Here is a 15731-nt window from a genome sequence, read left to right on the forward strand (position 1 = left end):
GTTGTCTTTCCAGACAGGAAAAGATTTTTGCTTTCTTTTGACCGATTGCAAAAGAAAGTGCCCGTCTGGCTTAACAATGTCAATAAGTTAACAGCAAAATTACTGAAGGTCATATTTATTTCAGCCCAATGCGTTGCATTGGGTAATAAGCAACAAACAAGAACAGCGCCCTGAAAGGGCAATTTAGCTGCCCTTTCAGGGCGACCAAAAACATCAATCCTTGTCCCCAAGGCGTTGCCTTGGGCTGTATTATCAAAGGCTTACAGCCTTAACTTAATGACATTGGTCTGGCATAAAGACAAAAAGTACCTATAGAAAATTGAACTCCATGTTTTATCCGGAGCAACCTGAAATGAGTAAACTCAAAAATGAAACCTACTTCTCACAACTCACCACCAAAGGCAAATGTTTTCCACCAAAAGCATCCTGTTTAAAGTTGGCATAAAACTGAATGTTTCGGAAACCGGCTTTTTCCAGCAGCGTTCTTAATGTTTCACTTTTTAGGGCCAGCAAAGGTGTTTCGTTCGACACAATGCGGCCTATGGATTTAATTTCAAGGTCGGTTTGAAAACCTATAAGCTCTGAGTTTTCAGTAAAATTATAACGACGAATAAACTTAATATTCTCCGTGTCGATTACCGGTAGTGCTTCAACCGGTTCACTGCAAATGTAGTCGTAGTTCAGTAACTGAATGAGTAATTGTCCTCCGGGTTTTAAACTAGTTTTGGCACCTTCCAGCATTTGCAAAACAAGTGCTTCGGAGTTGAGGTGCACCAGGGTATTTCCAAAACACAATACGGCATCAAACTGCTGCGCTATAAAATCCTGCGTCAGTTCCAGCATATTTCCCTGCTGAAAAGTCAGCTTTTCGTGTTTTTTGTTGTCAATGGCTTGTTGCAGTAGGTCTTCGTTCAGATCAATTCCAATAAGCTCTGCCCCACCTTCAGCCAGCTGAAAGGCCAACTCGCCGGTAGCACAGCCAATATCCAGAATATGCTTTCCGGGCAACTCACCGAGTTTGTTTTTCACAAACGTCAGTTGCATGGGATTAAACGGAAAAATCTCGGAATAATACTTTGATATGGAGGTGTAGAATATATTTTGTGAATCGTGCATGTGCAAATTTACAAATATTGCTCAACAATACTTTTTACTTCGTCGGCAGAACGTACGCCCATGCCACTCCACTTCAGCTCACCGTCTTTAAACAGCATCAGCGTCGGAATGCTTCGTATCTGGTATTTCGAGGCAATATTCGGGTTGCGGTCAACATCTACTTTTATGATCTTGACATTTTCTTTCAGCTCAGCTTTTACCTGCTTCAGAATGGCCGGCATTTGTTTGCACGGCCCACACCAATCGGCATAAAAGTCGACCAAAACCGGACGTTTGCAATTGATAATATTTTTGAATTTAGCTATCATTCTGTTCTGCTCTTTTTTTGCGCTTCACCATAAAATCGTTTATGGCATCGCCCACAAGGTAACCAACCGCAGCTCCCCACAAGGTACTCCAGTACCACACCGATTTTATGGGGCAGGTACCGCTTAAACATCCCACATATTTCCAGTAAAGAAAACCTCCAACGGCACCAACTACCAATAATATAAGGGCCAACTGCTTTTGTTTTATAAACTTCATCTTTTATCCTTCTAACTTTGAAACAGCAACAAACACATTTAGTTTTTAAATAACCATTGAAAAAAATGATTGCAAATAGATTTCCCCGAAATCATAACTTTTAGGAAATATAGAGCTCAACGAAAACGGCTACTTTTGCTGGCTTTAGAAAACATTATGTGGGCACTATTTGGATTGGCTTCGGCCTTGTTTCTGGGCATTTACGACATTTTTAAAAAGCAATCGCTTAACAGTAACGCGGTAATGCCCGTCTTGTTTTTTTCAACCGTTGCCAGCACTTTGCTGTTTACCCCTTTTATTGTTATCTCGTTTAAATCGCCCGAACTTTTGGCCAACACCGGTTTGTATGTGCCACAACTTACCGCTGGCGAACATCTTCAGGTGTTGCTAAAATCGGCCATTGTGGTGTCGAGTTGGGTGCTTGCTTTTTTTGCCTTAAAACACCTGCCCATAACCATTGTAGCTCCCATTAGGGCAACCGGTCCGCTTTGGACACTTATCGGCGCGCTCATTATATTTCACGAACGCCTGAATATTTACCAGTGGATTGGAATTGCCATTACCCTGGTATTTTTCTACCTTTTCTCCACCGCCGGGAAAGCTGAAGGCATCCACTTCAAACGCAACAAATGGATTTATTTTATTGTGGCAGCCACCCTGCTTGGCGCCTGCAGTGGCCTGTACGATAAATTCATTTTACGCCGAATTGACCGCGTAGCTGTTCAGGCCTGGTTTTCGGTGTACCAAGTCGTAATTCTGCTGCCTTTTGTTTTACTGAACGAAAAAGTTAGAAAACGTAAAAATATCCACTTCGAATGGCGCTGGACCATCCCGCTGATCGGGCTGTTTTTGGTTATTGCCGACTACCTTTATTTTTATGCCCTCAGCAACGAAGATGCTTTGATCTCGGTAATTTCAGCATTGCGCCGTGGAAGTGTTTTGGTAGCTTTTGTAGTTGGCGGTGTGCTGTTTAAAGAACAAAACCTGAAAAAGAAAGGCGCTTACCTGGTGGGGATTCTGACGGGTATTTTGTTGATTACTTTGGGAACGGTGTTGTGAGATTAGCCACTAGCAAGAAGATTGATGGAGATTGATATAAGATTGAAGAAGATTGAAAAACTGATAAATTGTAAAATTGTAAATCCCCTTGAACTCCTTCCTCTTTGTGAAACTTTGTGCCTGCTTGGTGAAGCTTTGTGGTAAAAAAGATTGATGGGGATTGATATAAGATTGATATAAGATTGAAGAAGATTGAATACGATTGTCAAATTGGATGAATACAACAATCTATTTTCTCAGCTAAGCTCTCCGGTTTTGTAACTCGCAGCTAGTGGCTAGTGGCTAGTCGCTCGTAGCTAAAAACAAAAAAAGCTTCCCGCAACCGCAGAAAGCTTCTTCCATTATTTTGTATTTTATTAGAATTTAAACGTCAGTCCTACTCCAAACGATTCCATAAACTGTAAAGCCGGCGAAGGAGGCAGGGTTTCGTCGTCGCCCTGAATTTTAACATCATTATCGTAAATAAGCTGCGTAATCAGGTTCGCCGACAGGTAATCGTTCACCTTCATAATGATCTTGAATGTCCAGTCGACATCAATATTTTTGGGCTGATCCAGATAATTCGAGAAAAGATCAATCTTAGTATCGAGGGTAACGTTTTCCCAAATATCTTTCTTTAACTGCGCTTTTACCGTTGCTCCAAGCTCGGCACGCATTGTTTTTCCTTCTTCAACACCAAATGCACCTTCATCCGACAAATCATCGTCAGTAACAAAAGTGAATTTTCCCGACACGGGAGCCATCATCAACGAAAAACCATCGGTTTTGTAATCCATACCCAAACCAATACTCAGGTAACCCGGTGCCATAAATTTGGAAATGGCATTGTCGGTATCAGGGTAATCATAACCTGCCGCGAACTGCGATTTAAAATTCAGCAAAGCCGAATAATACCAGTTTTTGCTGGCCTCAATACCCAGTTTCGAACTCATATCGATCATATCATCAGATTTCCTCAATTTCTGGTCCTCTTCCTTTAAAAAACCATAACGAAAATCGAAGGTATTATCCCAGTTCAGCTTGTCTTTTTTGTAATTGGCCGCGTAATTCACCATCACAACTCCCGACATGGAACTTTTTCCACCGGCCGCCCAGTTGTTTAATGAAACCTGCGAAAAATTTAGTGTTGTACTACCACTTGTTGTCCAAAGGGTATCTTTTGGTTCGTCTTGTGCAAACGCAAATGCAGGTAGTAAAAATAATAGAATCAGTACTTTTTTCATTTCAATATTTGTTTGGTAATTTTTAAAAACTCAAGTTAAGGAAAATAGAACAAAGGTTGAATAAAAAAGTTTGTAAACATAAGAATCATTCAACACCTGTCTAGTAATCAACAATGCTATTTCACTGAATTAAGCATACTTACAATTACCTTGACAAATTCCTTCAATTTTCGTAACTTCTTTCTTTAATCTGATCGGTTGAACTAAAACGGTTGTAAAACCATCCCCGCACTATTTGGCATGACAGCTTATCATCAGGGAAAACTTAAGCGACCAAATAGTAATTCTTCCCTGCTTCCCAACACTCAGCTCTATTAAAAAGATAGGTTTTGAGTACTTGCCATTAGTTATCCTCAGGCTTTTTCGAAACAGTATTTAACCACAAAAATCTCATGAAAATGAAAAAAATTATCATCATCTTTTTCTTTTTACCGTTCTTTGTTCATGCACAACTATCACCCGAAAATGCAGGAACAGACCTTGAAGCGCTGGCCAAAAACATTGTAAATCAATGTGCCAACATCCAGACTGATGAAATCGTATTCATCAATGGAAATGCCCGGGATATTGAATTGCTTGAAAACATAGCTGTCAATGTTCGTAAAAATGGAGCATTCCCCCTGCTTACTGTTAGTAGCGACCGTTTAACCCGAAAAATGTTTACAGAGGTTCCGGCGAAATATGACACACAGTACCCGAAACTGGGTATGGAAATTGTAAAAATGATAACGACTCAAATAAATGTTACTTCAAGCGATACACCGGGATTGCTTGCCGACATCCCCCCGGAACGTTTTGCAACAAGAAATAAAGCACAAAAACCGGTGCAAGACATTTATCGTGAAAGCTATATCAAGTCTGTGCAACTTGGGAACGGTCTATATCCTACCAAAAACCTGGCTGATCAATTTGAAGTGCCGGTAGACCAGTTGGCAAAAATGTTTTGGGATGGTATTAATATTGATTATAATCAGTTGACCACAATTGGAGAAAAGCTTTCAAAAAAACTGACTTCCGGAAACACACTGAATATAACTCACGATAACGGCACTAATATCAGTGTAAAAATTACAGATTGTAAACCTTTTATCAGCGATGGCAAAGTACCAGCTGATAAATCAGGAAGTGCGAGCAGATCTGTTTATCTGCCGGCTGGCGAAGTATTTTTTGCTCCTGTTTCAGGCACTGCCAACGGAACGCTCGTTTTGGATCATTTTAGGTTTAGAGGTCAAACTATTGAAGGACTAAAATTAGTTTTTAAAGATGGGGAACTAACTTCAATGAGCGCTAAATCTGATATTGCAGTATTAAAGGAATACTATGATGCACAGGACGAAAAGTTAGCTGAATTTTCACTGGTAGATTTTGGGATCAATCCTAAAATAACCGTCCCGAAAGGCAGCAAACTTTACTCTTATGTTCCTGCCGGCACTATAACTTTAGGAATAGGCAATAATTTTTGGGCAAACGGAGATAATGATTCAAATGCAGGAATTCAATTCCACTTGACCGGAAGCAAAGTAACCGTTGATAATACAGCCATTATCAATGAAGGAAAACTTATAGATTAACAGCCTTCTTTCAAATAAATCCATAAATACCCGCCATCAAGGTGGGTATTTATTTTTGCAGCTTTTCCCAATCTATAAAAAGCGATCGCTATTGACTTCTTGATGAATTTGATACTGATTATCAACTAAAAGCTTCTTCATCTCCTTGGCAAAATAGGGCGCCAGCATCACTCCTTTTGTTCCAAGACCGTTAAATAAATAAATGTGATCAAACTCAGGATGTTTTCCAATAACAGGCCGCCGGTCGATAACTGTTGGCCGCACGCCTGCCCAATGCTGTTCAATCGTAAAATCAACATGAATAAGCTCTTTTAAACGATCAACAATGGAGTTTTTGCCCTCTTCTGTTGGATGATCTGTAAGGTCTTTCCACTCGTAAGTTGAGCCAACTTTAAAACGATGATCGCCAATTGGCAGCACAAATACACGGCGGTTAATGATGTAGTTTTCCGAAAGACCGGGTGCATAAATCTGCAGCACCTCCCCTTTTGCCGGCTGTAAACGCACAAAATCAAACAGCGGATGTGTTTTCAGGTAATGTCCCTCGCAAAACACTATTTTATCAAACTGAATATCCTGGAAAATGTGATTTTCGAAACTACTTTGGTTTGTCGGATAATCGGTCTCAATCAATAGTTCATTTTCCTGAAAGAAGCGCTTGGCAGCGTCCAGAAAAAGACCGGTTTTTAAATAGCCCGATCCGTTTACAATTCCATAGGCATGTGATTTTAAAACCTGATCAACCGGGCTGGTTTCACAAATATTCTCAATAAACGGTGTAAACTTTTCGTCGGCTTTTCGTTCCTGCCAAAGCTCTGTTTCCTGCTCCGACAGTGGTTTTATCATCGGCAGATCAAAATAAAATCGTTCGCCCAGCAATTCTTCCAGATCGCGATAACGTTTTTTCATTACCGGTAGCAATTCATCTACCATCCAGCTTTTAGTCATACGCTTAAACACCAGCGGATTTACCATACCAGCCGCCACGCGTGTTGCAGTGCTTTTCTGCGGGTTGTTAACAATACAAACATCCACTCCGGCAACATGCAACTCAAAAGCCAGCAAGGTACCTGCCAAACCCTGCCCCACAATCAATACCTCTTTTCGTTTCATTGTATCCGAATCTTTTTGGCAGCCTCTTCTACTTCTTCAACCGGCAATTCGCACGAACCGTTTTTACATACATAAATCAAGTCTGTAGTGTGGTTAAAACGATCTTTCAACAGTGGCACATCGCTCTCCTTCTCGGTGAATGCCCAAAGCACATGCGGATGAAATCCTTTTTGCAATTTCTTAAGCTGTAGGCGGGAATTGATACCACAAACGGCGACTTCAAAATAAGGTGCTGAAAGTTTTAACGCCAGAGTTCCCCAATTGGCATATGCCATAGGGTAACTGGCAAAATGTGGCGTAATGTATAGCAACATTTTCTTTGCAATTTCCAGATATTCGGGTTTTCCATGTACTAAATAAAATCGGTGCAGGATGTTTGCCATTACCGAATTAGCCGCCGGAATAACATTATCCTCTTTCTGAAAATGGTTGGTAATTACCGCATCGGCATTATATCGGTTGAAATAGAATAGTTGCTTTTCTGCATCGTAAAAACGGGTAAAAACATACTCCAGCAATTTATCAGTCAAAACCAACCACTTTTCATCACCAGTAAGCTCATACAATGCCAAATAGGCCTCCATCAACAAAGCATAATCTTCCAAAAATCCATCGATGGAAGCATTGCCCTTTTTCCAGCTGTGGTACAGCCGACCATCTTCCGTTATCAGGTTATTTTGAATGAAATCAGCATTTTTTAATGCCAGTCTCAAAAAGTCATCGTTACCAAAAGCCTTGTAAGCATCAGCCAGCCCTTTAAGCATAAGCGCATTCCACGATGTTAGCGTTTTATCATCCAATCCGGGACGTACACGTTTGCTTCGCGCTTTTAACAAAGCATATTTCCATTTGCCAACTTTTACCTGTAGTTCGTGTAAACTCAGATCATGGTTTTCGGCAAATTCTTCATTTGAAATATCGCGAAGGAGAATGTAATTGTTATGCTCCCAAAATCCTTTTCCATTTATGTTATAATATTCTTCAACCAATGGGAATTCATCGCCCATAATTTCCTGAAGCTCCTCTTTTTTCCACACATAAAACTTTCCTTCTTCGCCTTCGCTGTCGGCATCCAGCGACGAATAAAAAGCACCGCTTTCGTCCATCAGTTCCCGCTCTACAAACGCAATGGTTTCGTAAACGACGGTTTTAAACTCCTCATTTTTAAAATGCTGATATGCTTTTGAATAAACACTGATGAGCTGCCCGTTATCGTACAACATTTTCTCGAAATGCGGTACTTTCCAAATTTCATCCACCGCGTAACGTGCAAAACCACCGCCTACCTGATCGTAAATCCCTCCGCGGGCCATTTTCAGTAATGTGGTTTCTACAAAATCGAGCACGGCTTCATCTGAATTCATAAAACCGTAGTAGAGCAAAAAGTCGAGATTTACCGGCATCGGGAATTTCGGAGCACCAGCTCTTCCGCCTTCTTCGTAATCGAAGTGTTTTTTCCAACCATCAACACCGTTTTGCAACAATTCGTTGCTATAGGCTACCTCTGTCTCCACCTCGGGCATTAACGAAACCTGATGAATTCCCTGCTGCAAACGGGTAGCGAACTCTTCCGCCTTATCTTGTTTTCCCCTGTAAAATGCCGCGATGGTCTTCAGGTTCTCCACCCATGTTTCTTTTGGAAAATAGGTTCCGCCCCAGATTGGCCGTCCATCGGGCAAAGCAATTACATTTAAAGGCCAGCCGCCTTGTTGCCCCATCAACTGAACGGCACTCATATAATAATGATCCACATCGGGGCGCTCTTCCCGGTCCACTTTAATACAAACGAAATTTTCATTCATAACTGCAGCCACTTTTTCATCCTCAAAACTTTCGTGTTCCATTACGTGGCACCAGTGGCAGGCAGCATAGCCAATGCTAACCAAAATAAGTTTGTTTTCGGCTTTTGCCTGAGTAATGAGTTCTTCGCTCCAGACCTCCCAGTTTACAGGGTTATGAGCATGTTGCAAAAGATATGGCGAAGTGGCATTTATGAGCGCATTGGTATGTGGCATATCAAAATAATTGTTTTTAACCAGCTGTTTTCAGCCTGATTCTGTTCTGAAACCATTGTATTCAGAAGAACAACAAAACAGGAAATTGGTTTCGGGCGCTGTGTTATTTGACCACCTGCCCATGACAAAGGTCATTTTGATTTTTTAAATGACAGCTACTTTTGTAGCTACAAATCCACCTAAGAAATTAGGACACAACATCAAACAAAAAATAAAAATCCCGGACTGGACGCCGGGATTTTTTTATGCCGTAAGTTTTCTGTGATATCTTGTGAATGAAATTAACTACCTCACAACATGAAGTTTCACGCAGATTACGCTAGTTTTCACAGATTTTCTAAAATACTTCTGTTTTCCATCTGCGCAATTCTGCGAAATCTGCGAGCAATAAAAACTGAAAGAAATACGGTCAAGCACTTCTTAAATGCAATTCACCTCACGTTCCAGCGTAACACCAAACTTCTCTTCTACCGAATTGCAAACCGCTTCAGAAAGTGCATAAATCTCTTTTCCGGTGGCATTGCCATAATTCACCAAAACCAGAGCCTGTTGTTCATGAACACCGGCATCGCCAATACGTTTCCCTTTCCAACCAGCCTGTTCAATGAGCCAGCCGGCAGCCAGTTTAATCTTGCCTTCTCCTCCCGGGTAAAATGGGACCTCGGGGTATTTCGATTTGATTTGCTCAGCTAAAGCCATATCAACCACGGGGTTTTTAAAGAAACTACCGGCATTGCCCAACTCTTTTACATCGGGTAATTTTGAAGAGCGGATTTCAATAACCGCCTCGCGTATATTGTGAAGATTTACATCTCCTTTTTCTTTTACCCTTTCTTCCAGCTGACCATAGCCCAGATTAAATTCGGGGAACTTATCCATTCGCATAATTACCGAAGTGATGATAAAACGGTTTTTCAGGTAATTCTTAAAAACACTGTTGCGGTAGGCAAACCCACACTCGGTGGCTGAAAACTCCACTGCACAGCCTTTTTCCAGGTCGAAACCTTTTACTTTTTCAATCAAACGGCAAACTTCCTGACCATAAGCACCAATATTTTGTACCGGTGCAGCACCCACTTTTCCGGGTATCAGCGATAGGTTTTCTGCACCACCCAATCCCTGATTAACAACAAATTCTACAAATTCGTCCCAAACTTCGCCAGCCCCCACTTCAAACCATACATGATTACGGTCTTCCCAAACCGAATTCATTCCGGGCACATTCGGATGAATTACCAGGCCGTCGAAATCATTCATAAACAAAATATTGCTGCCCTCACCTAAAACGATCAACTTCTCTTCTTTCCAGCTTTTATTGGAATTCAGAAAAACCTGCAGGTCTTCCAGTTCGGTAAATTCGAAATAATATTTTGCTTTGGCTTCGATGCCAAATGTATTGTGTGCCTTTAGCGAATGATTTTCTGAAAAGCGGATCATAGAATAAATTTTGCGCAAAGATAAAAGCTCCGTTGATTAATGAGGAAGGATTAAGGATTAATTTGCCTGCAATGCTTTAATGCGAGAATGCTTAAATTACAAAATTGCTAAACTGATAAATTGTAAAATTGTATGCAACGAACGCCTCCAACTTATACCCGCTTTTGCCAATTGCATTTTGCCAACTGCCTATTAAACCACTTAACATCAGTCCTACCATTCTCTGTGAACCTCTGAGTCTTCTCTGGGCAACTCTGTGGTAAAACATTTTGAAAGGGAATTGAGGCACAACAAGAATCTTCCAACTTCGCGCCTCCTGCTTCCTAGTTTTTCTATCTTTACAACAAAATCATTTCATTCATTTGAAGCACAAAAAGCAAATAATTGTTTCGGTTACAAACGACCTGGTTGCCGATAACCGGGTGCACAAAGTTTGTACTTCATTAGAAGAAATGGGATTCAGTGTTTTGCTGGTTGGCCGGAAATTAAAAAACAGTCAGCCGCTCACTCGAAGCTACCGGACTCACCGAATGCACTTGTGTTTTACCAAAGGCGCTTGTTTTTATGCCGAATACAATTTCCGCTTGTTGCTGTTTTTACTTTTCCGGAAAGCCGATGTTTTACTTGCTAACGATCTGGATACGCTGACAGCGAACTATCTGGCTTCAAAAATTAAACGATCAAACCTGGTTTACGATAGCCACGAATACTTTACCGAGGTTCCTGAATTAATTGGTCGCCCGCGGGTAAAACGGATTTGGGAGTGGCTGGAAAGTAAAATGCTGCCGAATTTAAAACACTGCTATACCGTTTGCGATTCCATTGCTGCTGTGTACCATGAAAAATATGGCGTACCATTTCAGGTAGTCAGAAATATTCCTACTTCAAAAAATACGATTCAGCTTAACGAAAAAGAAAATCAGCAAAAAATCATTCTTTACCAGGGAGCTCTAAATATTGGCCGCGGGCTGGAACAAGCTATTAAAGCCATGCATTTTATCGATGGAGCTCAACTTGTAATTGCCGGCGATGGCGATATTAAAGGACAGCTGGAAGAATTGGTTCGCACCGAACAACTTGAACATAAAGTTCGTTTTACGGGTCGTCTTTCCATTGAAGAACTGACAAAACTAACACCAGGTGCCGATCTGGGATTATCGATAGAAGAAGACCTGGGTCTGAATTACCGTTTCGCCCTGCCCAATAAATTGTTCGATTACATCAGGGCCGGAGTTCCGGTGTTGATTAGCGACTTGCCGGAAATGAAAGCAATTGTTGAAAAGTATGATATTGGAGCTATCAGTAAGTCGCACGAACCAAAAGATCTGGCAAATGAGATACTTGAAGCTTTGAATAATTCGGACAAACGAAAAAACTGGAAAACCAACTTTGTTCAGGCATCAAAAGATCTTACCTGGGAAAATGAAGAGAAAGTTTTGAAAGGTATTTTTTCTGAATTTCTTTAGGCATTTCATACGACTACACATGTTCATTGTTTTACCCCCGGCCCCTAAAGGGGAGCTGGGCAAGTCCCCTTTAAAGGATTTAGGGGTCAATAAAAAATTTGAATATTCTATACCGCAAGATTCGATCGCTTAATACGATTATTCACTTTTATCATGAAGTACAGGATTACATTCCTAAAGCAAGAAAACAAAGTTTTTAATCAAACTAAACATTTTTCTCCAACAGATTTTCAAACTCCAATTCGTCGGTATTCTTTGCCGAATCGTTTAATTTTCCATTAACACAAACCAGCGTTCGCGCAGGTTTTTTAGCGATTGCAGCATAATCGTGCGTAGCCATCAATATGGTCTTTCCATCGTTGTTTAACTGGATAAACAAATCCAGAATATCTTCCGAAGTTTCGGGATCGAGGTTACCGGTGGGCTCATCAGCCAAAATAATATCAGCATAATTCAAAATGGCGCGTGCGATAACAACACGCTGCTGCTCGCCCCCACTTAGCTGATGCGGCATTTTTTCCTTTTTATGCAACATTCCAACACGCTCCAACACTTCGTCAACGCGGTTTTCGATTTCCAGCTTATTTTTCCATCCGGTGGCCTTTAACACAAAAGCCAGGTTAGCATACACATTCCGGTCGGTAAGCAAACGAAAATCCTGAAATACAACCCCCAACCTTCTTCTTAAATGAGGAATATTGCGTTTTTTCAGTCCTACCAGGTCAAAATCCAATACAGTCCCCGAGCCAAATTCCAAAGGCAATTCAGCGTTTAGCGTTTTTATCAGGCTGGTTTTTCCGGTTCCAACCTTACCAACCACATAGATAAACTCACCTTCCTTCACCTCTACATCAACCCCCGAAAGCACCAGGTTATCGTACTGGTAAATACTGGCATCCAGCAACTTTATGACTGTTTTTTTGTCCATAAAAAATATGTTACAACTAAAATAGTTCGAAATTTCTTACCCACATATATAATAAAGGAAAGAAATAAACAGTTTTTTGTTAAGAATTACAAGCATTAACGACAGTTTAGCATACAGGGAATAACTATTTTAGTTGGTCAATTTTAAAAAGTAAGCCAGCTAATGGTTTTAAACAATTTATTCATTTCAAACAAAGCGAATAAAGCATGAGAACAATACAAATTTTGTTATCTCTTTTTATCATTATTGGTTCTTTTCAGCAAGTCGGAGCGCAGGAAACGGCTTATTTTGATGATGTAAGAAAGGATATCGACATCGCAAAAGAACTCTACAACAAAGGAAAATACATTTCAACTTACCGGCAATTTGAGAAAATTCAGAAACGTGTTGAGCCCAAATCGGAGTTGTATTCCGAAGCCGAATATTTCAAAGCTGTTTCGGCGCTTCACGCCGGTTACCGCTCGGGCGACAAGCTGATCCGCACGTTTGTAGAAACCTATCCTGATAGTCCATACATGAACAGTGCACAATTTAACCTCGGTAAAAACCAGTTTGAAAAACGGCAATATTCGCTGGCCATTCGCACTTTTTCAAAAGTAGACCGCAGCGACCTTTCGGACAATGAACGCATTGAATTGCAATACCAGAATGGATTTGCCAACCTCGAAGAAGGAAACACCGATGTGGCCTACCGCGAATTTATGGCCATCCGGAACACCAATAATTTGTACAGCAAACCTGCCACCTACTACTGTGCGCACATTTTGTACTTAAGAGAGGATTACGATGCGGCGATTGAAGCTTTTAGGGCATTAAACAACGACCCGTCTTATTCGCCGGTAATTCCGTTGTATGTCAGCCATATCTACTACAAACAAAAGAAATACAACGAGGTGGTGAACTACACCACAACGATTATCGATGATGTACAGGAAGAGCACCAAACCGAGTTGGCAAAAATTGTTGGCGATTCGTATTTTCATTTAGGCCAATACGAAAACGCCATTCCTTACCTCGAGAGATATTTTAAAACTTCGGGAACAAAAACACGGGAAGAAAATTACATCCTTGGATTTTGTTACTACCACACAAATAAATTTGAGGAGGCAGCCGAATTGTTGCAAAAAGCGGCTACCGGCGAAGATGAAATGACACAAAACGCCTACTATCATCTGGCCGATTGTTTTATCAAACTCGATGAAAAAGAAAAGGCAAAAACGGCCTATAATGCAGCTTCGGAATTCGACTTCAACCCGGATATTAAAGAAGACGCTTTGTTCAGTTACGCCAAATTAACCTACGAGCTTTCGTACTCTCCGTTTAACGAAACCATAAAAGCTTTCGACCGCTACATTGCAGAATATCCAAACTCGCCAAAAAACGCAGAAGCATACGAAATTCTGGGCGAAGTGTACATGGTGACCAAAAACTATAAAGACGCTATTGAGTCGATAGAGAAAATACAAAACAAAACACCCCACATTTTAGAAGCCTACCAGCGCGTAACATTTTACCGCGGGTTGGAGCTTTTCAATAACCTGATGTATAACGAGGCGATCGAGAATTTCGACCTGTCATTGGCCAACGGAAACTACAGTAAGGAAATAAAAGCGAGAGCGCTTTTCTGGAAATCGGAAGCCTTATACCGTGTGGGCGATTACAATAATTCCATCGCTTCTTACAACCAGTTCGCACGAAGTTCTTCTTCGGCAAACGACGCAGAGGTTTTAAATGCCGACTATAACATGGGCTATGCTTACCTGAAAACCGATAATAAAGAAGCGGCACAACAACATTTTCTCCAGTATGTGCAGAAGATGCAGGGCAAACGAACACCAAAAATTGCCGACGCGTACAACCGTATTGGCGATTATTATTTCCTGAATACAAATTATGCGCAGGCCATCGACAATTACGAACGTGCCTACAACATAAAAATGCTGGAAGCCGACTACGCCCTGTTACAAATTGCATTTTGCCAGGGGCTACAACGTAAACAACAAGACAAGATCAACAATCTGAACCTGTTGTTACGCGAATTTCCGGAATCGGATTACTACGATGACGCATTATACGAGCTGGGGCGCGCGAACGAACGACTGGGCAATAATTTCGAGGCCGTTCGCCAGTATCAGGAGATTGTAGAGAACCATCCGAACAGCAACTACTACCGCAATTCGTTGCTGCAACTGGGATTGGTAAATTACAACAATGGCGACTTCAACAAAGCCCTGAGCCAGTATAAAGAAGTGGCCGAAAATTACAAAGGAACACCCGAGGCCAATTCTGCACTGCAAGGCATAAAAAACTGCTACGTGGAACTGAATGATGTGGATGCCTATTTCGCCTACGTAAAACGTTTGGGCGGTGATGTTAGTGTTAGCGCATCGGAACAGGATCAGTTAACATACTCGGCTGCAGAACGTGTTTATATGGCCGGAAATGATGATGCTGATATCCAACTTCAACAATACCTGAATCAATTTCCGAACGGAGCTTACGCTGCCAATGCACATTTCTATCTGGCTGAAATAAAATACAAAGAAGGCAGCTACGGGGAAGCCAATTCGCACTACTCGTTTGTAGCCAACCAACCCGATAATATTTTTACCGAACAGGCACTTGCACGTGCATCGGAGCTGACATATAATGCCGGCGACTACGATACTGCGCTCGATCTGTTTAACCGACTGGAAGAAAAATCAACCGGAAAATGGAATTCGCTTCGTGCCAACACCGGCCAAATGCGCTGCCAGTTGATCAATCAAAATTATCAGGCGGTAATTGTAGCAGCCGAAAAAGTAAATAAATCGGATGTAGCAAACGAAGCGCTGAAAAAGGAAACGGATTATGCCATTGGAAAATCGAACTACGAACTGGGTAATTTAAGTTCGGCAATTAGCCCGCTGCGCGATGTGGCCAAAGATACTAAGCTGGAGCAAGGTGCTGAAGCTAAATACCTGCTGGCAGAAATTTATTACCGCGACAATAACAGGGCAAAAGCCGAGGAAGAAATTGTTGACTTCATTGACAAAGGAACGCCATACACTTACTGGCTGGGTAAAGCCTTTTTATTGCTGGCCAGCATTTACGAAGATGGCGGCGATCAGTTTCAGGCAAAACATACGTTGAAAAGCCTTGCTGAAAACTATAACGACGACAACGACGGAATAAAAGCCGAAGCGCAGCAACGTCTTGATGTTATTCTGGCAAAAGAAGCGCAACAGCAGCAAAATGCGGTAGACAGCTCGTTCCAAATGGAAATTAAACAAAACTAA

Annotated in this window: 12 protein-coding genes; 4 read left to right on the plus strand and 8 right to left on the minus strand. The window is 41.4% G+C overall.

Features of this window, described 5'->3' with window-relative positions; all coding sequences use genetic code 11:
* Window positions 1-375: 375 nt before the first annotated feature.
* From LH29_RS20330 to LH29_RS20340, 3 genes are all read right to left on the minus strand, one after another.
* Window positions 376-1029, minus strand: a complete 654-nt coding sequence (locus tag LH29_RS20330) for a class I SAM-dependent methyltransferase (protein WP_198152528.1) — start codon at window positions 1027-1029, stop codon at window positions 376-378.
* Between the two features lie 95 nt (window positions 1030-1124).
* The gene (trxA, locus tag LH29_RS20335; RefSeq protein WP_045033125.1) at window positions 1125-1424 is read right to left on the minus strand and encodes a thioredoxin; all 300 of its coding nucleotides are present in this window, start codon (window positions 1422-1424) and stop codon (window positions 1125-1127) included.
* On the minus strand, window positions 1414-1641 hold the full coding sequence (locus tag LH29_RS20340) for a DUF6132 family protein (RefSeq protein WP_045033126.1): 228 nt from the start codon (window positions 1639-1641) through the stop codon (window positions 1414-1416). Before LH29_RS20340 ends, trxA begins: the two co-directional genes overlap by 11 nt.
* Before the next feature lie 135 nt (window positions 1642-1776).
* Here LH29_RS20340 and LH29_RS20345 point away from each other — a divergent pair, with 135 nt between their 5' ends.
* Complete coding sequence (locus LH29_RS20345) at window positions 1777-2700, plus strand: EamA family transporter (protein WP_232302871.1); 924 nt, start codon at window positions 1777-1779, stop codon at window positions 2698-2700.
* Window positions 2701-3056: 356 nt separating this feature from the next.
* Here LH29_RS20345 and LH29_RS20350 read toward each other — a convergent pair whose 3' ends face one another.
* On the minus strand, window positions 3057-3923 hold the full coding sequence (locus tag LH29_RS20350) for a DUF3078 domain-containing protein (protein ID WP_045033128.1): 867 nt from the start codon (window positions 3921-3923) through the stop codon (window positions 3057-3059).
* Window positions 3924-4321: 398 nt separating this feature from the next.
* On the opposite strand from LH29_RS20350, the gene LH29_RS20355 reads away from it, so the two are divergent.
* Window positions 4322-5494, plus strand: coding sequence for an aminopeptidase (locus LH29_RS20355; RefSeq protein ID WP_198152529.1), 1173 nt, complete (start codon window positions 4322-4324; stop codon window positions 5492-5494).
* A 72-nt stretch (window positions 5495-5566) separates the two neighbouring features.
* Here LH29_RS20355 and LH29_RS20360 read toward each other — a convergent pair whose 3' ends face one another.
* From LH29_RS20360 to murB, 3 genes are all read right to left on the minus strand, one after another.
* A complete protein-coding gene (locus LH29_RS20360; protein WP_045033130.1) occupies window positions 5567-6607 on the minus strand; it encodes an NAD(P)/FAD-dependent oxidoreductase in 1041 nt (346 codons plus the stop codon).
* The gene (locus LH29_RS20365) at window positions 6604-8622 is read right to left on the minus strand and encodes a thioredoxin domain-containing protein (protein ID WP_045033131.1); all 2019 of its coding nucleotides are present in this window, start codon (window positions 8620-8622) and stop codon (window positions 6604-6606) included. The genes LH29_RS20360 and LH29_RS20365 overlap by 4 nt, the downstream gene beginning before the upstream one ends.
* 420 nt (window positions 8623-9042) lie before the next feature.
* The gene (murB, locus tag LH29_RS20370) at window positions 9043-10059 is read right to left on the minus strand and encodes a UDP-N-acetylmuramate dehydrogenase (RefSeq protein ID WP_045033132.1); all 1017 of its coding nucleotides are present in this window, start codon (window positions 10057-10059) and stop codon (window positions 9043-9045) included.
* Window positions 10060-10421: 362 nt separating this feature from the next.
* Between murB and LH29_RS20375 the strand changes: the two genes are divergently transcribed.
* Window positions 10422-11525, plus strand: a complete 1104-nt coding sequence (locus LH29_RS20375) for a glycosyltransferase (protein ID WP_045033133.1) — start codon at window positions 10422-10424, stop codon at window positions 11523-11525.
* 205 nt (window positions 11526-11730) lie between these two features.
* Here LH29_RS20375 and LH29_RS20380 read toward each other — a convergent pair whose 3' ends face one another.
* Window positions 11731-12453: a cell division ATP-binding protein FtsE gene (locus LH29_RS20380; RefSeq protein WP_045033134.1), complete on the minus strand. Its 723-nt coding sequence runs from the start codon at window positions 12451-12453 to the stop codon at window positions 11731-11733.
* Between the two features lie 206 nt (window positions 12454-12659).
* On the opposite strand from LH29_RS20380, the gene LH29_RS20385 reads away from it, so the two are divergent.
* A complete protein-coding gene (locus tag LH29_RS20385; RefSeq protein ID WP_045033135.1) occupies window positions 12660-15731 on the plus strand; it encodes a tetratricopeptide repeat protein in 3072 nt (1023 codons plus the stop codon).

This window comes from Draconibacterium sediminis, assembly GCF_000949475.1.
Classification (GTDB): domain Bacteria; phylum Bacteroidota; class Bacteroidia; order Bacteroidales; family Prolixibacteraceae; genus Draconibacterium; species Draconibacterium sediminis.